This is a genomic window from Streptococcus sp. HMSC072D05, assembly GCF_001815805.1.
Classification (GTDB): domain Bacteria; phylum Bacillota; class Bacilli; order Lactobacillales; family Streptococcaceae; genus Streptococcus.
Map to the genome: position 1 here is coordinate 139,038 of NZ_KV822038.1, position 21,306 is coordinate 160,343.

Here is a 21,306-nt window from a genome sequence, read left to right on the forward strand (position 1 = left end):
GATTCTACTGAGTTTTTATTTCCGGAAATATTCAAAGGAGATAATAATTATATATTTTAAATAATTTGATTTATAAAACAGTAATTGCTTTAAAACCTTTTTTAGAGCAATATTTTATTGAAATCATAAGGAAAAAAATTGAAAACTATACAAAATTGTGTTATCATACTATAAAACAATCGGATTATATCATTTGATCCGTGAAAAGAAAAGGGGACTTCTATGGATAAATCATTTATGAAACAACAACGTTTTTCATTCCGTAAAATGAAAGTTGGGTTGGCTTCTGTAGCAATTTTGTTTGCTTTTGCTCAGGTCGGACAAGTGTCTGCAGATGAAACAACACAACCGGCATCTACTTCAGCTGAAACAGTAAAGAAAACCGAAGCAAATAAATCGGCAGTCGAAGCTGCTGTAGCAGAAATTAAAGCTGATGAGGCGAAACCAGTCGTTAACCAATCAGATGCAAAACCTGGAGAACTTGTTGATGTTTCTAAGAAGGTTTCACCTATTGACGTGAAAGAACGCCAAGAAGGTGATCAAAAGATTCATGAAGAAACTGCAACAGTTGAAGTCACAAAGACAGAAGTGGCACCTGTAAAAAGTGAAGAACTTCCTGCTCCAAAGACTGAAACAACTGAGAGTACAGTGAGTGGGAAAGATGAAGATGGAAATTCTTATACCCAATATGAACGTGTTGATAAAACAACTACAGTCGAAATCAAGAAAGCGACAAGAACGATTTCAAAATCTAACTCTGCCGATATCGTTTTTGTTGTTGACCGTTCAGCATCTATGTCTCGAACTATTGACACTGTCCGTAACAATATCAATGAGTTTGCAAGAAATCTTGCTAAAGATGGAGTAGCAGCACGTTTTGGATTAGCTACCTTTAGTGATGAAGTATATGGACGTATAGGTGGATTAGCAGATGAGGGTACAATTTTAACAAAATTTAATGAATCTTATTTTACCTCTGACCCAGCTGAGCTTGAAAAAGCCTTAGCAGGCATTAAGCTTGCACATGGTGGAGACTTCCCTGAAACATCTACACCTACTCTTACACAAATTGTTTCAACCTACGACTGGTCTAAGTCACCTAAAAATAAAAAGTTTGTCGTATTGTTGACAGATGCTCCAATGAAGGAGGATCCTTCAATTCCAACGATGGCGAATACTCTTGCGTCTTTGAAAGCCGCAAAAATCGAAAGAATTGTTGCAACTTCGACAGGGACCGATATTAGCTATAAAGATTTTGTATCTGAAGGTCGATTAATGAATATTAATCGTAACTTGGCTGATTCTTTAACTAAGGATGCAACTACATGGATTGTTGAAACTGTGACTGAAGGACACAATTACAAGGTAACGAAAGATAATTACCAATTTTACCTAGAACGTCGTACAACACTACCTGTTGCTCAGACAGGAAGTGCGACTCCAACTACCACAGTTCCAGTAGCTACAGCTTATAAAAAAGAAGTGGCGAAACTCCCTGATACAGGAAGTAATGATACAGCGAACTATGGTATTGTAGGACTTGGCCTCCTAATGGCTGGACTTGGCTTAACTGTAAGCAATAGAAAGTCTAAGGAACAGTAAGCCTAACTGGAAGATTGTTTGTAAGAACATTGTGATAAAAAAATAGGTAGTTTGTAAACAAAGTATGCAGATTAGCATAGGTATAATCTTCTGTATTATGGAGTACAAGCCGAATTTTTATGATGAGAAAAGAGCCGTAAGGTTCTTTTTTCGATTTCGAGAAAATACTGCAAAAAAAAGTAAAAAGTGGTATAATGATAAGGTTATATAGTCCCGATAAGATGGTAGAAATTTCTATCAGTACTTTGTAACTCTATAACAATATTTTTTAAGGGGGGACATTTTTATGTCAGAACGTAAATTATTCACGTCTGAATCTGTATCTGAGGGGCATCCGGATAAGATTGCAGACCAAATTTCAGATGCGATTTTGGATGCTATTTTAGCTAAAGATCCTGAGGCGCACGTTGCTGCCGAGACAGCTGTATACACAGGTTCGGTCCATGTTTTTGGTGAAATTTCTACACATGCTTATGTAGATATTAACCGAGTGGTTCGTGATACCATTGCAGAGATTGGTTATACCAATACAGAGTATGGTTTTTCTGCAGAGACGGTGGGAGTTCATCCGTCACTTGTTGAGCAGTCACCAGATATCGCCCAAGGTGTTAACGAAGCCTTGGAGGTTCGTGGGAATGTAGATCAAGATCCGCTGGACTTGATTGGTGCTGGTGACCAAGGTCTTATGTTTGGGTTTGCAGTGGATGAGACAGAAGAACTCATGCCTTTACCAATCTCACTTAGTCACAAGTTGGTTCGTCGTTTGGCAGAACTTCGTAAGTCTGGTGAAATTAGCTATCTTCGTCCTGATGCCAAATCACAAGTAACAGTTGAGTATGATGAAAATGACCGTCCGGTACGTGTGGACACAGTCGTTATTTCAACTCAGCACGATCCAGAAGTTAGCAATGAACAAATTCACAATGATGTGATTAACAAGGTTATCAAAGAGGTGATCCCAGCTTCTTACTTGGATGAGCAAACCAAATTCTTCATCAATCCAACTGGTCGCTTTGTAATCGGTGGACCTCAAGGGGACTCAGGTTTGACTGGTCGTAAGATTATCGTGGATACCTATGGTGGCTACTCTCGTCATGGTGGTGGTGCCTTCTCTGGTAAGGATGCGACGAAAGTGGACCGTTCAGCCTCTTATGCAGCTCGCTACATTGCCAAGAACATCGTTGCAGCAGGTCTTGCTAAGAAGGCAGAAGTGCAATTGGCTTATGCTATCGGGGTGGCGCAACCTGTTTCTGTTCGTATCGATACTTTTGGTACAGGAACAGTAGCTGAAAGCAAGCTTGAAAAAGCAGCGCGTCAAATCTTTGACCTTCGCCCTGCGGGAATTATCCAAATGCTGGATCTCAAACGTCCAATTTACCGTCAAACAGCGGCTTATGGACACATGGGACGTACAGATATTGACCTTCCATGGGAACGTTTGGATAAGGTAGATGCATTAAAAGAAGCTGTGAAATAAAACTAAAAGATTGGTAGCTGTGCACTGCCAATCTTTTTTGCAAAAGAAAACCAGCTTTTGGCTGGTCTTCTTATTTTATAGGGATTGAAATCTCAATCAATTTATCTGAATAAAGCGTCTTGATATTGGCTTCATCAATGCTTCCTTTGTCGATTTTACGTTTTAAGAAGAAGTCTTGGATAGTTTCGATTTCAGGTTCACGAATAGCACGGTGTTTGTTGGAAATGAGGATTTCATAGTGAAGCGGGGCTTGCGTGAAAACTACATCTGTGTTTCCAGCAGAATAGACCTCGACAAGAGTTGCGTCTGTGCTTTCTAATTGGCTTTTAACAAGTTGCGAGTGTGAATTAGTCGTGTTGATAAGCTTCATAACAGTTCCTCCGATTTTCTAATTCTATTATAGCACTTTTTGGATAAAATCGTGTATTTTAGCCAATTCCATGCTGGATTTTCCAAGCTTCAATTCCCCATTTATGGCTACCACGTTTGAGTTTTTCAATTGCTTCATCAATAGGGAACCAAGCAATATGATTGAAATCTTCCAATGGTTTTTGTGCTTCTTTGAAAGAAATAGCTTCATAGAGATACGCTGGATTGTAGTAGTAGGTATCACGGTGGCGAGAGTAGAAATACTCATCAGCTTGTCCATAATAGGTTCCAATCTCAGCTGTAAAGCCAAGTTCTTCGATTAGTTCTCTCTTCAGTGCTTCTTGATGATCTTCGCCTGCTTCAATCTCTCCACCTGGCAAGAACCAAGCACCATTGGGAGCTTGAACTAAGACAATTTGTTTTTTCTCCGCATCCGGAATAACTGCGTACACACCATAGCGGGGCTGGTAGGTCACATTCTCTTTTTTATCACCATAAGTTGGGTTTGCCATTGCTTTTTCCTCATTCTCTAGTGTCTTTATTATTATCATAATGGACGAGGGGCAAGCTGTCAAGGTTTTACATTTATTTTAGTAAAAAAGGTGCAGAAAATGATAGACTTTCTGCACTTGTTATATAGATTTATTCTTCTATTTCAGAAGCAATCTCTTCTGTTTTCTCAGTTTTTTTGGCAGATTTGATTTGAATATTGCCATTGCTTGTCATAACTGCCTTGAGGTCTTTTTCACTTGGATTTTCAAGGTAGAAGTCTGTTATGGCATCCTCGATATGGTCTTGAATGGTACGGCGGAGTGGGCGTGCCCCCATTTTTGGATCATAACCTAAGTCAACCAACTTTTCCTTGACCTTGTCTGTCACATCGAGGTGGATATTGTTGCTAGAGAGGCGTTTATTGACATCCGCTAGCATGAGTTCGACGATTTGGAGAAGGTTGTCCTTGCTGAGAGGTTTAAATTCGATGATGCCGTCAAAACGGTTCATAAACTCTGGACTAAAGAAGTTACCGAGTTCACCGAGAACAGAGTTGGTACGTCCTTCACGAGCAGCTCCAAAACCAACGCTGGCTTCGGCCTTACCAGTACCCGCATTTGAGGTCATGATAATGATAGCATCCTTAAAGCTAACTGTGCGTCCTTGCCCATCAGTCAAACGACCATCGTCCAAGACTTGAAGGAACATGTGCATGACATCTGGGTGGGCTTTCTCGACCTCATCGAGAAGGATGAGTGAGTAAGGATTGCGACGAACTTTTTCCGTTAACTGACCAGCTTCATCATAGCCAACATAACCTGGAGGGGCACCGACTAATTTAGCCACACTGTGTTTTTCCATGTATTCACTCATATCAAAGCGAATCATGCTGTCAGCAGAGCCAAAGAGCTCAATGGCTAGTTGTTTAGAGAGTTCTGTCTTACCGACACCAGTTGGTCCGACAAAGAGGAAGCTTCCGATTGGCCGGTTAGGAGTTCCAAGTCCAACACGATTACGACGGATGGCTTTGGCAATCTTATCGACAGCTTCATCTTGACCTATAACATGGGCCTTGAGGTCGTCTGCTAGATGGATAAGCTGAGACTGTTCTTTTTCTTTGAGTTCTCCAACAGGGATATTGGTTTTCTGCTCAATGATATGTTCGATTGTTTTCTCGCTGATGATTGGAGTATCCTGATCGGTCACCTTGTTTTTCTGCATTTCCTTGTACTTGGCAATCTGATCGCGGAAATAAGCAGCCTTTTCAAAATCTTCCTCTCGTGTAGCTTGAGCCTTGAGATTTTCAGCCTCAATCAAGCGCTGATCAATCACTTTAGGATCAACAAAGTTCAGTGTCAGATTCATCTTAGAACCAGCTTCATCCAACAGGTCAATAGCCTTGTCTGGCAAGAAGCGGTCTTGGATATAGCGATTGGATAGATTTGCAGCAGCTTCTATAGCCGCATCAGTATACTTGACGTGATGGTAGTCTTCGTATTTCTTTTGAACCCCTTTGAGGATGATAATGGTTTCTTCAACAGTTGGTTCATCTACCTTGACGGGCTGCATACGACGCTCTAGGGCAGCATCTTTTTCAATGATGCGGTATTCATTGAGAGTAGTGGCTCCGACCATTTGCAATTCACCACGGGCAAGGGCTGGTTTGAGGATATTTCCTGCATCCATATTGCCATCGCCAGCAGATCCTGCACCAACAATTTCATGGATTTCATCGATAAAGAGGATGATGTCCTCACGTTTGCGGATTTCTTCCATGAGTTTTTGCATACGTTCTTCAAATTGGCCTCGAATCCCTGTTCCTTGGACTAGACTGACCACATCCAGACGGATGACCTGCTTGCCTTGAAGTTTATGGGGAACATCGCCATCGACAATCTTCTGAGCTAGACCTTCCACAACGGCTGTTTTACCAACACCCGGTTCTCCGATGAGGACAGGATTGTTCTTGGTTCGACGGTTGAGGATTTCGATAACGCGGATAATCTCCTCATCTCGACCGATAACAGGGTCAATATCTCCCCGACGAGCAATCTCAGTAATATTGATACCATATTCCTCTAGGAGTCCTTTTTCTTGGCTAGGAGGTGTTTGAAGCGGGCCTCGGTTTTGAGGTCCATAACCACCATTTCCTCCATATCCCCCACCAGATTGAGTTGGAGGGACGTTATTAGAAGAAGGTTTGAAATTGTTCAAATCATTGAAAAAGTCGCCGAAAGGATCAAAGTCATGATTATTTAAGTCAGTCATTCCTTTAAAGAGGGTATTATTTGGATCTGTTTTGATAATTTTATAGCAATTTTGACAGAGATCAATTTGCTTTTGCTGTCCATTGATATTGGTATACAGATGAATTGTTGAGTCGTTTATTTTACAGTTTTGACAGAGCATACATCTACCTCATTTCATTCTTATTCTTGGTCTAAGAAAAAGGTCAAGAATAGTCAAAGTTTTATACTCTCATTATAGCATGATTAAGGTGTAAAGCAAGTAAAAAGATTGGGAAGTGGTCGTTTTTAAAAGAGGGATTCATGGAGAATCCAGCGACATTGAAGGTAAGAAAAAATCCCATTTGTGGTGACAAAAAGGATTCTCATTTATCGGGCCTTACTGCCCGTTGTTTTTATATTAGTAAAGGAGTTCGTAGATCTCCATTGCAATCAAATCAATGCTATCAAAGGTATAAGTTTCACGAGCTTCTACATCGCGAAGGGTGAAGAGTGATCCATTTTCTTCGTCGTGGCTGTATGCAACTTCTGCGACAACAACACCTTCACGTTCAAAATTACGTTTTAGATTTCCACCATCTTTTGTCATTGCTTCTAGGCGGTTAATGATTCTAACCAAATGTGATTCCATTTTGATTCTCCTCCATTTCTTATCGTTTCTATTTTACCATAAACAAGAGGTAGTTGACTAGAAAAAAACTGTGATTTCTCTCTATTTCTCCATTCTATCAAGTTAATTGTTAAAATTAGGGAAAAAGGATTGAATTTTAATTCAATTCATGTTATAATCATACAATCTAATACATAGAAAGTTGATTGAATATGAATTTTTCTTTTTTACCAAAGTATTTACCATATTTTAACTATGGTGCTCTGATTACCGTATTGATTTCCATCCTTGTTGTCTGCTTAGGGACCATTATAGGTGTGTTACTGGCCTTTGCTCAGCGATCACGCTTTAAACCGCTCGTTTGGTTTGCGAATGTGTATGTTTGGATCTTCCGTGGTACTCCGATGATGGTTCAGATTATGATTGCCTTTGCTCTTATGCATATCAATGCTCCGACTATCCAAGTGGGAATTTTAGGAGTTGATCTTTCTCGTTTGATTCCTGGTATTCTGATTATTTCTATGAATAGTGGAGCTTACGTTTCAGAAACTGTTCGTGCGGGGATCAATGCGGTTCCTAAAGGGCAGTTAGAGGCTGCTTACTCTCTTGGTATTCGTCCGAAAAATGCCATGCGTTATGTCATTTTGCCACAAGCTATCAAAAATATTCTTCCAGCTCTAGGAAATGAATTTATCACCATTATCAAGGATAGTTCCCTCTTGTCGGCGATTGGGGTGATGGAGTTGTGGAATGGTGCAACGACAGTAGCAACAACAACTTATTTACCATTGACTCCACTTTTATTTGCAGCCTTTTACTACTTGATTATGACCTCTGTTTTGACAGTAGCGTTGAAAGCATTTGAAAAACATATTGGACAAGGAGACAAGAAATAATGACAGAAACCTTGATTAAAATTGAAGAATTACATAAGTCTTTTGGGAAAAATGAAGTTTTAAAAGGCATCAATCTTGAGATTAAACGTGGAGAAGTTGTGGTCATTATCGGTCCGTCAGGTAGCGGGAAATCAACTCTCCTTCGTTCGATGAATCTCCTTGAAGAAGCAAGTAAAGGTAAGGTTATCTTTGAAGGAGTCGATATTACGGATAAGAAAAATGACCTTTTTACCATGCGTGAAAAGATGGGTATGGTATTCCAACAATTCAACCTCTTTCCCAATATGACAGTGATGGAAAATATCACTTTGTCACCAATTAAAACCAAAGGTGAAAGCAAGGAAGTTGCGAAGAAAAGAGCACAGGAACTGTTAGAAAAAGTTGGCTTGCCAGATAAGGCAACGACCTATCCACAGAGTTTGTCAGGTGGTCAGCAACAACGGATTGCTATCGCACGTGGACTGGCAATGGAGCCAGATGTTTTGCTCTTTGATGAGCCGACTTCAGCCCTAGACCCTGAGATGGTTGGAGAAGTTCTAGCTGTTATGCAAGACCTTGCCAAGTCAGGGATGACCATGGTGATTGTGACTCATGAAATGGGCTTTGCGCGTGAGGTAGCAGACCGTGTTATCTTTATGGCGGATGGAGTTGTTGTCGAAGATGGAACACCAGAGGAGATTTTCGATCAAACAAAAGAACAACGGACCAAGGAATTTTTGAGTAAGGTTTTGTAATACCTCATTTTTAGAAGAAATGGAGTAGGCATCATGGCTTCCAGTAAAGAATATTTAAATTTTATTCTCGAACAGCTATCAGAGCTAGAGGAGATGAGTTATCGTCCAATGATGGGAGAGTATATCCTTTATTATCGTGGGAAGATTATTGGGGGAATCTATGATAATCGTCTGTTACTGAAGCCTGTGAAGCTGGTCATGGATCAACTGGGACAGACTAGGCTTGAACGTCCTTATGAAGGAGCTAAGGAGATGATTTTGATAGAAGACATTGAAGATAAATCATGTCTAATCAGATTAATCAAGGAGATGTATGAAGTCTTACCGGCTCCAAAAGTCAAAAAGAAAGCATAACAAGTTTACCTAGTATAAATAGGCATAAAAGCTCGATAAGGGCTTTTTCTTATAGTTTCAGACTATAGGGTCCATTAGGCAAGAAGTGTTAGGATGGCGAGTTATTTTTTGATATAATAGAGGATATTTGATAGAAAAGAGAAGAGATATGGCTCAGATTATCGATGGGAAGGCTCTTGCGGCTAAGTTACAAGGACAGTTGGCTGAGAAGACGGCTAAACTAAAAGAAGAAACAGGTCTAGTTCCAGGATTGGTAGTGATTTTGGTGGGGGACAATCCTGCCAGCCAAGTCTACGTTCGCAATAAGGAACGGTCAGCTCTCGCTGCTGGCTTCCGTAGTGAAGTCGTGCGAGTTCCAGAGACCATTACCCAAGCGGAATTGTTAGACTTGATTGCCAAATACAATCAAGATCCAGCTTGGCATGGGATTTTGGTTCAATTACCTTTGCCAAAACATATTGACGAAGAGGCGGTTTTATTAGCCATTGACCCCGAAAAAGACGTGGATGGTTTTCATCCTCTAAACATGGGTCGCCTCTGGTCTGGTCATCCAGTTATGATTCCTTCAACGCCAGCAGGAATTATGGAGATGTTTCATGAATATGGGATTGATCTAGAAGGTAAAAATGCGGTTGTTATCGGTCGTTCAAATATCGTTGGAAAACCCATGGCTCAGCTTCTTCTAGCCAAGAATGCGACTGTGACTTTGACCCACTCACGCACCCATCATCTTGCCAAGGTTGCTGCTAAGGCGGATATCCTTGTCGTAGCTATTGGTCGCGCCAAGTTTGTGACTGCTGACTTCGTCAAACCAGGTGCAGTTGTCATTGACGTTGGGATGAACCGAGATGAAAATGGCAAGCTTTGTGGAGATGTTGATTATGATGCCGTTGCACCACTTGCTAGTCACATCACACCTGTACCGGGCGGAGTTGGACCTATGACTATTACCATGCTAATGGAGCAAACCTATCAGGCAGCGCTTCGAACACTAAACAAGGACTAGGAAGATGAAATTCGTATTTGACCTGGATGGAACGCTATCTTTTGACTACATGACCATTGATGAGGAGATTAAGCAGGTTCTTTTAAAGGCTGAAGATTATGGGCATGAGATTGTATTTGCTTCAGCTCGCTCTTATCGGGATTGCCTGGGTTTATTAGGTTCTGAACTCAGTCAGCGCTTAGTCATAGGATTGAATGGTGGCGTAGCCTATCATCTGGGGCAGGCTATCTTCGAAAGGAATCTCGATGCTAGAGTTTATCAGGCGCTAGTGGATTATTGCCAGACCTACAATCTCCCTTTTTTTGCAGATGATTGCTTTGACTATAGTGGTCAGATTGTAGAGAAGATTCCATTTTTCTCCAGTGTAGATCCCCTAAAGGTGGCTCGTCATCAGAAACTCAAGGACTTGGGTACTCCGATTAAGGTAGTCGTTTATATGGGCGACCACGAGGAGTTGCTTGATGATTTGCTTGGTCAGTTAGAAAGACTGGGGCAGGCTCATCTCTCCTATCATGCGCATGAAAAGTGCCTTTATGTCAACCCCTTGGATACTCATAAGGCGACAACTGTTGAAAAGTTATGTGGGGAGAACTTCATCGCCTTTGGAAATGACCAAAACGATATTGAATTGTTTAAAACGTCTCTTTATTCAGTCCAGATAGGAGACTTTGCTGGCCTTACTCCATATGCAGATGACACGTTAGAGCTAAAAGGAGAACCTTCTCCAGCAGTGGCAGCTAAAATCTTACAGACCTTTGCGGAATTTAAGGGAAAATAGTGTAGAAGGAGGTCTGAACCTCCTTTTATAGTATAATGAATAGAGAGGAAAAAAGGATGAAAGTGATTGATCAAGCCTTACTAGAAAAAGTCATTATTGAACGTTCTCGTACCAGTCATAAAGGAGACTATGGCCGTCTGCTTTTGCTGGGAGGGACCTATCCTTATGGTGGAGCCATCATCATGGCTGCCTTGGCAACTGTAAAAAGTGGTGCAGGATTGGTGACCGTTGGAACAGATAGGGAAAATATCCTTGCTCTACACAGTCATTTACCTGAGGCTATGGCCTTCTCTCTTCAAGACCAGGAATTGTTAAAAGAGCAGTTGGAAAAGGCAGAAGTTGTCTTGTTAGGTCCGGGTTTGCGAGAGGATGCATTTGGAGAAGAACTCGTAAAAAGGGTCTTTGACAGCCTTAGAAAAGACCAGATTTTGATTGCAGATGGCGGCGCTTTGGGCATCTTAGCAAACGGCCAGTTACCATTTCCTTCTAGTCAGCTCATCCTAACTCCCCACCAAAAGGAATGGGAAAGACTGTCTGGTATAGTTCTTGACCATCAAAATACAGAGACGACTACTAGGGCTCTTTCTGATTTTCCTCAAGGAACGATTTTAGTTGAGAAAGGTCCGGCAACTCGTATCTGGCAAGTCGGTCAGCCTGAATATTATCAGTTACAGGTTGGAGGCCCCTATCAAGCAACTGGTGGAATGGGAGATACTCTGGCTGGGATGATTGCAGGTTTTGCAGGTCAGTTTCATCAAGTCAGTCTCTATGAGAGCGTGGTGGTAGCGACCTATCTTCATTCAGCTATTGCGCAAGAACTAGCTCAAGAAAACTATTTTGTCCTGCCAACAGAAATTAGTAAAGCTCTTCCGAAAACAATGAAAAAAATATCTCAAAAAGGCAGCTAATATCTTGGTTGTCTTTTTATGTTGATGTAGCTTTGTTGATAAAGTTTTCAAATACCTCAGAACCAGCGACCAACTGCTGAACTTGCGTGAAATTCTCTCTTTTAAGGTCTTGATTTTTACTCAAACTCGCAAGGAAAGCGAGATTGTTATCAAAGTTGAGGGGTGTCAAATCATGCTTTTTTTGATATAATTTTTAATGATGAATGCAAGAAATGATCGGTATGTGGTCGTTGATTTAGAGGCGACCAGCACCGGAAGCAAGGCAAAAATTATTCAAGTAGGCATTGTGGTGATTGAGAATGGTGACATCATCGATCAGTATGCGACTGATGTCAATCCCCATGAACCCTTGGATTCTCATATCAAAGAATTAACGGGTCTGACCGATCAGCGTTTGGCTGCGGCACCAGAGTTTTCTCAGGTGGCTGGAAAAATTTTTGAATTGGTTAAGGACGGTATTTTTGTTGCGCACAATGTACAGTTTGATGCCAACCTTCTTGCGGAATTTCTCTTTTTTGAAGGATATGAATTGCGTACACCGCGGGTGGATACAGTTGAGCTAGCCCAAGTTCTGTATCCTCAGTTTGAAAAGTATAACTTAGGTATCCTTTGTCAAGAGTTGGGCATTGAGCTGGAACATGCCCATACTGCCCTGTCAGATGCTCAGGCGACAGCAGAACTCTTGCTTTACATGCGTCAAAAACTTTTTGAGCTACCTAAAGGGCTTTTAGAAAGCTTATTAAACCTTGCAGACAACCTTCTCTATGAAAGTTATCTTGTGATTGAGGAGGCCTATCAGCAACAATCTCTCTTATCTTCGCCCGACTTGATGGAGTTTCATGGGCTTTTCCTCAAAAAGGAAAGCAAAGGCTTAGTCCCACGAAAGTTATCCAAAGACTTTGCTAAAAACATTTCTTTATTGGGGCTGGAGGAGCGACCGCAACAGATGGAATTTGCGGAGAAGGTTGAGCAATTATTGGAAGAAGACCAGACTTCCTTTATCCAAGCTCAAACAGGACTGGGCAAGACTTATGGTTATCTCCTCCCAGCTTTGAACTTGGAGAGTCAAGCAGGGATTCTAGTGAGTGTTCCGACCAAAATTCTTCAAAATCAAATCATGCAAGAAGAAGGTCAGCGCTTAAAAGAGGTCTTCCATCTGGAAATTCATAGTCTCAAGGGTCCTCAAAATTACTTGAAACTGGATGCCTTTCACCGAGTCCTCCATCGACCGGAGTCCAATCGTCTTTTCACACGATTTAAAATGCAACTGCTCATCTGGCTAACGGAGACAGAGACTGGTGATTTGGACGAAATCGGGCAACTTTATCGCTACCAGCACTTTCTGCCAGAACTAGTCCACGATGGCAAGCTTTCAAAGAAAAGTTTATTTGCCACAGAGGATTTTTGGAAACGAGGGCAGGAAAAGGCCAAGACCAGTCGCGTTCTCTTGACTAATCATGCCTATCTGGTCACACGTTTGGAAGACAATCCAGAGTTTATCGACAACCGTTTGGTGATCTTGGATGAAGCTCAAAAAATGCTGCTAGCCCTTGAAAATCTAGCCCAGCAGGCTTACCGCCTTGAGGAACTTGTAACTCAAATTGAAAAGTCCTTAGAGTCAGAGGAAGATTTGGTTCAGAAACGCTTGCTTGAGAGTATAGGTTTTGAATGTCGTTACTTGATGGAGCACTATCAGTCAGGCCTTAAGAATGGAAAGTGGTTGGATTCTCTCGAACACTTGCGCCAGCATTTTTCGGAGTTAGCTCTCCCAGAGTATCGAGAGCTTGCAAACTTTTTCACCTCGGACCGTGAATTTTGGCTTGCTACAGCAGAGAAATCGAGCAAGGATGTCTTGATTTGTTCAAGCAAAAAAGGCCGCTTTATACTAGCAGACCTATTGCCAGAAGATTGTAGACTTCTAGGAGTATCGGCCACTCTTGAAATCAGCAATCGGGTTTCCCTAGCAGATTTATTGGGCTTTTCAGAAGCTCCACTTGTTAGGCTTGATGTAGCAAAGCAGGAGCAACAAGAAGTCTTTCTAGTCAATGACTTTCCTCTTGTGACAGAAGTTTCGCCTTTTGACTATGCTAGTGAAGTGGCTTCTGTCATTCGAAGCTTACAAGCCTTTCAAGAACCCTTATTGGTCTTGTTTACCTCAAAAGAAATGTTGCTGGCAGTTTCGGACCTGCTCGACCAACCGCATCTAGCTCAGTATAAAAATGGGGAACCAAGCCAACTGAAAAAACGTTTTGAAAAGGGCGAACGCCAGATCTTGCTTGGAACAGGTAGTTTCTGGGAAGGGGTTGATTTTTCAACCCATCCTTGCGTGATTCAAGTGATTCCGAGATTGCCTTTCCAAAATCCCCAAGAGCCTTTAACCAAAAAATTAAACCAAGAACTGCGTCAAGAAGGGAAAAATCCTTTCTATGATTATCAGTTGCCGATGGCGATCATTCGGCTAAAACAAGCTCTGGGCCGTACTGTTAGAAGATCTGACCAAGGTTCGGTTGCTGTTATCTTAGATAGTCGTGTCGTTAGCAAGCGTTACGGCAAACAAATCGCTCAGGCCTTGTCAAAAGAAAGGGCTGTTCAGGTTCTTTCTAGAGAACAGCTAGAGCCTGCTGTAGCTGATTTTCTCCAATCTCGTTGCAATAGAATGAAAGAAAAATCCAAGAAAGAGAAAAGGTAAAAAATATGAAACGTTCCTTCGACTCTCGAGTCGATTATAGCCTCCTCCTACCAGTGTTTTGTTTACTGGTGATTGGAGTAGTGGCCATTTATATAGCAGTTAGTCATGACTATCCAAATAATGTATTACCAATTCTAGGTCAGCAAATCGCATGGATTTCCTTGGGCCTTGTCATTGGTTTTGTGGTCATGTTCTTTAATACCGAGTTTTTATGGAAGGTGACTCCCTATCTTTATGGTCTAGGGCTAGCTTTGATGGTCCTACCTCTTGTTTTCTACAATCCAAATCTTGTAGCGTCAACAGGTGCCAAGAACTGGGTATCGATTGGTGGAACGACACTTTTCCAGCCATCGGAATTCATGAAGATTTCCTATATCTTGATGTTGGCTCGAGCCATTGTAAGATTCACTCAAAAACACAAGGAATGGCGACGGACTATTCCCTTGGATTTCCTACTGATTGGTTGGATGATTGCCTTTACCATCCCAGTCTTGATCCTCTTAGCCCTACAAAGTGACTTGGGGACTGCCTTGGTCTTCGTAGCTATTTTTTCCGGTATGGTTCTCCTTTCAGGTGTTTCGTGGAAGATTATCATTCCTGTTTTTGCGACAGGAGTGACTGCTGTTGCAGGCTTCATGGCCATCTTTATAAGCAAGGATGGACGTGCCTTCTTGCATCAGATTGGGATGCCAACTTACCAGATCAACCGCATCTTGGCTTGGCTCAATCCCTTTGACTTTGCACAAACAACAACATATCAACAGGCGCAGGGACAAATTGCGATTGGAAGTGGTGGCTTGTTTGGACAAGGTTTCAATGTGTCCAATCTCCTCATTCCAGTACGCGAGAGTGATATGATTTTCACAGTAATTGCGGAAGATTTCGGCTTCATTGGTTCAGTATTTGTCATTGCTTTGTACCTACTTCTTATCTATCGGATGTTGAAGATTACGCTCAGATCAAATAACCAGTTCTATACCTATATTTCGACTGGCTTTATCATGATGCTGCTCTTCCATATATTTGAAAATATTGGCGCAGTGACTGGCTTGCTTCCTCTGACAGGGATTCCTTTACCTTTCATCTCTCAAGGGGGGTCCGCAATTATTAGTAACCTTATCGGAGTTGGTCTCCTCTTATCTATGAGTTACCAGACCAATCTTGCTGAAGAAAAGAGTGGGAAGATTTCATTCAAACGAAAGAAAGTCGTCCTAAAACAAATCAAATAAGGAGGCCACTATGGCAAAAGTAGCAGTTATTTTAGCCCAAGGTTTTGAAGAAATTGAAGCCTTGACAGTAGTCGATGTCTTGCGTCGAGCAAACATTTCTTGTGATATGGTAGGATTTGAAGAGCAGGTGACAGGGTCACATGACATTCAGGTAAAAGCCGACCGTATCTTTGATGGTGATTTGTCCGACTATGACTTGGTCGTTCTTCCAGGAGGTATGCCAGGATCAGCTCACCTACGGGATAATCCAGCCCTCATTTCTGAGATTAAAGCCTTTGACCAAGCAGGAAAGAAAATTGCTGCCATCTGTGCAGCCCCAATCGCTCTTCATCAAGCAGGTGTCCTGAAAGGCAAGCACTTTACTTGTTATGACGGAGTTCAGGAGCAAATTACTGACGGAATTTATCAAAAGCAAACAGTGGTTGTGGATGGTAATCTAACAACCAGCCGAGGACCGTCAACTGCCCTTGCCTTTGCCTATGAGTTGGTAGAGCAATTGGGAGGAGATGCCGAAAGTTTACGAGACGGCATGCTCTATCGAGATGTCTTTGGAAATCAACAGTAAGACGAGAGTTCGGCTCTCGTTTTTTTTATTTACTCCGTGTCTAAAAATGTTTCATATGATTGTCTTACGTTTTTATATCAATCTTTTATAAATCAATCAAGCTTTGTCTAGCATAAGAAGGAAATCTATCTCTAGAAATGTTAGTGTTTTCAAGTTGTTAGATAGAATAGTTCAGATTTCTACTGAAATCAATAGATTCTTGAAAAAGATAGAATATTCAACAAATGTTATATTAAGATACTTTATCGTGTGAATTAATCTGCTTGTATTAATTTGAAATATAAAGTACTTTCTCTGTAATGTAATTGAAACGTGTTACTAGTATATTAAAATTAGTAAGAATTTTTTGCATATACGAAACTGGGGGAGTGATATGTTGGAAACTTTTGGAAAAATATTCAAAGTCATTAGAGAATCAAAAAAATGTCCCTGAAAGAGGTAGCTGCTGGTGATATTTCCGTGGCTCAGCTATCCCGTTTTGAACGGGGAGTCAATGGAATCACACTTGATTCTTTTTATTGCTGTTTAAAAAATATGGCCGTTTCCCTAGAGGAGTTTCAGTATGTTTACCATAATTACATTGATTCAGATGATGTGCTGTTCTCAAAAAAAGTAGCTGATGCATATCAGGAAAACAATGTTGTCAAGCTCCAAAATATTTTGTCAAGCTCAGAAGCTTTGACCGAACAGTTTCCTGAGAAGAAAAACTATAAACTCAATACAATCATTGTCAGGGCCCTCTTGTCCTCCTGTTGCTCAGATTTTCAGATTAGCAAGAAGGATATTGAATTCCTGACGGATCATCTCTTTTCTGTTGAGGAGTGGGGACGTTATGAACTCTGGCTTTTTACAAACAGTGTTGATTTGATGACCTTGGAAACGCTGGAAACCTTCGCTAGTGAGATGATCAATCGTACCCAGTTTTATAATAACCTACCTGAAAATCGCCGCCGTATTATCAAGATGCTACTTAATGTCATTAGCGTCTGTATCGAAGGAAACCATCTGCTAGTTGCTATGAGGTTTCTCAATTATCTCGACCACTCTAAAATTCCTGAAACAGATCTATATGATCGAACGCTGATTAAGTATCATAGGGCTCTTTACTCCTACAAGGTTGGGAATACCAATGCTCTCAGTGACATCGAGCAATGCCTATCTTTTTTTGAATTTTTAGATTCCTTTGGTGTTGCTCAAAAGCTTAAAGAACAGTTTGAAAGAATTTGCCTTTCATAGTTGTAGATGTGCAACAAAAAATGATCATTTTGAAAAATATACTAGAATAAGAGCGTAACTTTATACTAAATTCAGAAGGAGGCTTTATGATGGAGAAAAAGATTCATTATAAGATGCATAAAGTTAAGAAAAACTGGGTAGCCATTGCTTTGACTACCTTGGCCCTTATTGTAGCACCAAAGGTACTTGGTCTAGAATCAGGCGTTGTCCATGCGGATGATGTAAAGCAGGTTGTAGTTCAAGAACCTGCTACAGCTCAGACTAGTGGTCCGGGTCAGCAAACTCCAGCCCAAGCTAAAATAGCATCTGAGCAAGAAGCAGAAAAAGTAACCCCTGCAGACAAGGTGACAGACGATGTTGCTGCTAGTGAAAAGCCTGCTAAACCAGCAGAAAATACAGAAGCAACAGTTCAAACCAATGCTCAAGAGCCTGCTAAACCAGCAGATACGAAAGAAGCATCTACAGAAAAGGCTGCTGTTGCTGAAGAAGTTAAAGCTGCTAATGCAATCACAGAAACTCCTAAAACTGAAGTAGCAGACCAGAATAAACAAGCAAGGCCAACAACTGCCCAAGACCAAGAAGGCGACAAGCGAGAAAAAACGGCTGTTGAAGACAAGATTGTTGCAAATCCAAAGGTTGCAAAGAAAGATCGCTTGCCCGAACCTGCTCAAAAACAGGGAGCAATAGCTGAAAGAATGGTGGCAGATCAGGCTCAACCTGCACCTGTAAATGCTGACCATGATGATGATGTCCTATCTCATATTAAGACCATTGATGGTAAAAATTACTATGTTCAGGACGATGGTACAGTTAAAAAGAACTTTGCAGTTGAACTTAATGGGAGAATACTTTATTTTGATGCAGAAACGGGTGCCTTAGTTGATTCAAATGAATATCAGTTCCAACAAGGAACCAGCAGTCTCAATAATGAATTCTCTCAAAAGAATGCTTTTTACGGTACGACTGACAAGGATATCGAAACTGTAGACGGTTATTTGACAGCAGATAGCTGGTATCGTCCAAAGTTCATCTTAAAAGATGGAAAAACATGGACGGCTTCGACAGAAACAGACTTACGTCCCCTTTTGATGGCTTGGTGGCCTGATAAACGTACTCAGATTAATTACCTCAACTATATGAACCAACAAGGTCTGGGAGCAGGTGCTTTTGAAAACAAAGTTGAACAAGCTCTCCTGACAGGAGCTTCTCAGCAGGTTCAGCGCAAAATTGAGGAAAAAATTGGTAAAGAAGGCGATACCAAATGGTTGAGAACGCTGATGGGTGCCTTTGTCAAAACCCAGCCAAACTGGAATATCAAGACAGAGTCTGAAACAACTGGTACTAAAAAGGACCACTTGCAGGGTGGAGCTTTGCTTTATACCAATAATGAGAAGAGCCCTCATGCTGACTCTAAGTTCCGTCTGCTTAACCGTACCCCTACTAGTCAAACAGGTACACCTAAGTACTTCATTGACAAGTCAAATGGTGGTTATGAGTTCTTGCTCGCTAACGACTTTGACAACTCTAATCCAGCTGTTCAAGCCGAACAACTCAACTGGTTGCATTTTATGATGAACTTTGGAAGCATCGTAGCCAATGATCCGACTGCTAATTTTGATGGAGTTCGTGTCGATGCGGTGGACAATGTCAACGCAGACTTGCTCCAAATCGCATCTGACTACTTCAAGTCTCGCTACAAGGTGGGAGAAAGTGAAGAAGAAGCTATCAAGCATTTGTCTATCTTGGAAGCTTGGTCTGATAACGATCCTGACTACAACAAAGATACTAAAGGTGCTCAACTAGCAATTGACAACAAGCTACGCTTGTCCTTGCTTTATTCATTCATGCGTAATCTATCTATCCGTAGCGGAGTAGAGCCTACGATTACAAATAGTCTAAATGACCGTTCTTCTGAAAAGAAAAATGGCGAACGGATGGCTAACTATATCTTTGTTCGGGCTCATGACAGTGAAGTACAAACTGTTATTGCTGACATCATCCGAGAAAATATCAATCCAAATACGGATGGTTTGACCTTTACCATGGATGAACTCAAGCAAGCCTTCAAGATCTACAACGAAGATATGCGTAAGGCAGACAAGAAGTATACGCAGTTCAACATCCCAACTGCTCATGCCCTCATGCTCTCCAATAAAGACTCTATCACTCGGGTCTACTATGGTGACCTCTATACCGATGATGGTCAATACATGGAGAAAAAATCTCCTTACCACGATGCTATCGATGCCTTGTTGCGTGCTCGTATTAAGTATGTAGCAGGTGGACAAGACATGAAAGTCACATATATGGGTGTACCTCGTGAGGCTGATAAATGGTCTTACAATGGTATTTTGACTTCTGTGCGCTACGGTACTGGTGCCAATGAAGCAACAGATGAAGGAACAGCAGAAACTCGTACTCAAGGGATGGCTGTTATTGCTTCTAACAACCCTAACCTGAAACTGAACGAATGGGATAAACTGCAAGTCAATATGGGAGCAGCCCACAAGAATCAATACTATCGCCCTGTGCTTTTGACGACCAAAGATGGCATTTCCCGCTATCTAACTGACGAAGAAGTGCCGCAATCGCTCTGGAAGAAGACAGATGCTAATGGTATTTTAACCTTTGATATGAATGATATTGCAGGCTATAGCAATGTACAGGTTTCTGGATATCTGGCTGTTTGGGTACCAGTTGGCGCTAAGGCAGATCAGGATGCTCGTACAACAGCAAGCAAGAAGAAAAACGCTAGTGGTCAGGTCTACGAATCTAGCGCAGCCCTTGATTCTCAGTTGATTTACGAAGGATTTTCTAACTTCCAAGACTTTGCAACCCGCGATGACCAATATACCAATAAAGTTATTGCTAAAAATGTCAACCTCTTCAAGGAATGGGGAGTAACTTCATTTGAGCTACCACCTCAGTATGTATCTAGCCAAGACGGTACTTTCTTAGATTCTATCATTCAGAATGGTTATGCCTTTGAAGACCGCTATGATATGGCGATGAGCAAGAACAATAAATATGGTTCTTTAAAAGATTTGCTCAATGCTCTTCGTGCGCTTCACAGTGTTAATATCCAAGCCATCGCGGACTGGGTACCAGACCAAATCTATAACCTACCAGGTAAGGAAGTGGTAACAGCAACACGTGTCAACAACTACGGAACCTACCGTGAAGGTGCAGAAATCAAGGAAAAACTCTATGTAGCTAATAGTAAGACCAATGGAACTGATTTCCAAGGTAAGTACGGTGGCGCCTTCTTAGATGAGCTCAAAGCTAAATATCCAGAAATCTTTGAACGAGTACAGATTTCCAATGGTCAAAAGATGACAACAGATGAGAAGATTACCAAGTGGTCGGCTAAGTACTTCAATGGTACCAATATCTTAGGTCGTGGTGCTTACTATGTTCTTAAAGACTGGGCTAGCAACGACTATCTCACTAACAGAAATGGCGAGATAGTATTGCCTAAGCAATTAGTTAATAAGAATGCTTACACAGGATTTGTTAGTGATGCCAATGGTACTAAGTTCTATTCAACTAGTGGTTATCAAGCTAAAAATTCCTTTATCCAAGATGAAAATGGAAATTGGTATTACTTCGATAAACGAGGCTATCTTGTAACAGGTGCTCATGAAATTGATGGCAAGCACGTTTATTTCTTGAAGAATGGTATTCAACTTCGTGATTCTATCCGTGAAGATGAAAATGGTAATCAGTACTACTATGATCAAACTGGTGCCCAAGTTCTCAACCGTTACTACACTACTGATGGTCAAAACTGGCGTTACTTTGATGCCAAGGGCGTTATGGCTCGAGGTCTTGTCAAGATAGGAGATGGACAGCAATTCTTTGATGAAAACGGCTATCAGGTTAAGGGCAAGATTGTGAGTGCTAAAGATGGCAAACTTCGTTACTTTGACAAGGATTCAGGAAATGCTGTTATCAATCGTTTTGCTCAAGGTGATAACCCAAGTGATTGGTACTATTTCGGAGCAGATGGAGTTGCAGTGACAGGTCTTCAAAAGATTGGTCAACAAACACTTTACTTTGACCAAGATGGCAAGCAAGTCAAGGGTAAAATCGTGACACTTTCAGATAAGAGTATC

Annotated in this window: 16 protein-coding genes and 1 pseudogene; 13 read left to right on the forward strand and 4 right to left on the reverse strand. The window is 41.3% G+C overall.

The genetic code is table 11. The annotated features are described in order from the left end of the window. The first annotated feature begins 222 nt into the window (after positions 1–222). Both HMPREF3057_RS06490 and metK read left to right on the forward strand, forming a co-directional pair. Positions 223–1,602 (forward strand): VWA domain-containing protein, encoded by a 1,380-nt coding sequence (locus HMPREF3057_RS06490; protein WP_000361432.1) that lies wholly within the window; start codon positions 223–225, stop codon positions 1,600–1,602. A gap of 286 nt (positions 1,603–1,888) precedes the next feature. Next, a complete protein-coding gene (gene metK, locus HMPREF3057_RS06495) occupies positions 1,889–3,079 on the forward strand; it encodes a methionine adenosyltransferase (RefSeq protein WP_049478868.1) in 1,191 nt (396 codons plus the stop codon). Between the two features lie 70 nt (positions 3,080–3,149). On the opposite strand, the gene HMPREF3057_RS06500 is transcribed toward metK, so the two are convergent. The 4 genes from HMPREF3057_RS06500 to HMPREF3057_RS06515 all read right to left on the reverse strand — a co-directional run bounded on the left by HMPREF3057_RS06500 (position 3,150) and on the right by HMPREF3057_RS06515 (position 6,817). Further along, a complete protein-coding gene (locus HMPREF3057_RS06500; protein ID WP_000767205.1) occupies positions 3,150–3,449 on the reverse strand; it encodes a DUF1827 family protein in 300 nt (99 codons plus the stop codon). A gap of 58 nt (positions 3,450–3,507) precedes the next feature. After that, positions 3,508–3,960 carry an NUDIX hydrolase gene (locus HMPREF3057_RS06505; RefSeq protein WP_049478869.1) on the reverse strand — a complete coding sequence of 151 codons (453 nt, stop codon included), beginning with the start codon at positions 3,958–3,960 and terminating at the stop codon, positions 3,508–3,510. A gap of 130 nt (positions 3,961–4,090) precedes the next feature. Then, positions 4,091–6,349, reverse strand: coding sequence for an ATP-dependent Clp protease ATP-binding subunit (locus HMPREF3057_RS06510; protein WP_049478870.1), 2,259 nt, complete (start codon positions 6,347–6,349; stop codon positions 4,091–4,093). Between the two features lie 237 nt (positions 6,350–6,586). Next, on the reverse strand, positions 6,587–6,817 hold the full coding sequence (locus tag HMPREF3057_RS06515; RefSeq protein WP_000443577.1) for a DUF1797 family protein: 231 nt from the start codon (positions 6,815–6,817) through the stop codon (positions 6,587–6,589). 191 nt (positions 6,818–7,008) lie between these two features. Between HMPREF3057_RS06515 and HMPREF3057_RS06520 the strand changes: the two genes are divergently transcribed. From HMPREF3057_RS06520 to HMPREF3057_RS06570, 11 genes and pseudogenes are all read left to right on the forward strand, one after another. After that, positions 7,009–7,692, forward strand: coding sequence for an amino acid ABC transporter permease (locus HMPREF3057_RS06520; protein WP_001011622.1), 684 nt, complete (start codon positions 7,009–7,011; stop codon positions 7,690–7,692). After that, positions 7,692–8,426, forward strand: coding sequence for an amino acid ABC transporter ATP-binding protein (locus tag HMPREF3057_RS06525; RefSeq protein WP_000140928.1), 735 nt, complete (start codon positions 7,692–7,694; stop codon positions 8,424–8,426). The genes HMPREF3057_RS06520 and HMPREF3057_RS06525 overlap by 1 nt, the downstream gene beginning before the upstream one ends. 33 nt (positions 8,427–8,459) lie before the next feature. After that, on the forward strand, positions 8,460–8,780 hold the full coding sequence (locus tag HMPREF3057_RS06530; protein ID WP_000168538.1) for a TfoX/Sxy family protein: 321 nt from the start codon (positions 8,460–8,462) through the stop codon (positions 8,778–8,780). A gap of 148 nt (positions 8,781–8,928) precedes the next feature. Beyond that, positions 8,929–9,786 (forward strand): bifunctional methylenetetrahydrofolate dehydrogenase/methenyltetrahydrofolate cyclohydrolase, encoded by an 858-nt coding sequence (locus HMPREF3057_RS06535; RefSeq protein ID WP_000057225.1) that lies wholly within the window; start codon positions 8,929–8,931, stop codon positions 9,784–9,786. 4 nt (positions 9,787–9,790) lie between these two features. Then, positions 9,791–10,564: an HAD hydrolase family protein gene (locus tag HMPREF3057_RS06540; protein ID WP_000673607.1), complete on the forward strand. Its 774-nt coding sequence runs from the start codon at positions 9,791–9,793 to the stop codon at positions 10,562–10,564. Between the two features lie 56 nt (positions 10,565–10,620). Beyond that, on the forward strand, positions 10,621–11,472 hold the full coding sequence (locus tag HMPREF3057_RS06545) for an NAD(P)H-hydrate dehydratase (RefSeq protein ID WP_002875132.1): 852 nt from the start codon (positions 10,621–10,623) through the stop codon (positions 11,470–11,472). A 199-nt stretch (positions 11,473–11,671) separates the two neighbouring features. Then, complete coding sequence (locus HMPREF3057_RS06550; RefSeq protein ID WP_025171825.1) at positions 11,672–14,161, forward strand: bifunctional DnaQ family exonuclease/ATP-dependent helicase; 2,490 nt, start codon at positions 11,672–11,674, stop codon at positions 14,159–14,161. A 5-nt stretch (positions 14,162–14,166) separates the two neighbouring features. Continuing rightward, on the forward strand, positions 14,167–15,390 hold the full coding sequence (locus HMPREF3057_RS06555) for an FtsW/RodA/SpoVE family cell cycle protein (protein ID WP_000830418.1): 1,224 nt from the start codon (positions 14,167–14,169) through the stop codon (positions 15,388–15,390). Positions 15,391–15,400: 10 nt separating this feature from the next. Then, a complete protein-coding gene (locus HMPREF3057_RS06560) occupies positions 15,401–15,955 on the forward strand; it encodes a DJ-1 family glyoxalase III (protein WP_070696937.1) in 555 nt (184 codons plus the stop codon). Between the two features lie 373 nt (positions 15,956–16,328). Further along, positions 16,329–17,191 (forward strand): annotated as a pseudogene (locus HMPREF3057_RS06565) (XRE family transcriptional regulator). Between the two features lie 86 nt (positions 17,192–17,277). Further along, positions 17,278–21,306, forward strand: a 4,029-nt coding sequence (locus HMPREF3057_RS06570) for a glycoside hydrolase family 70 protein (RefSeq protein ID WP_257371013.1), incomplete at its 3' end; no start/stop codon positions are given.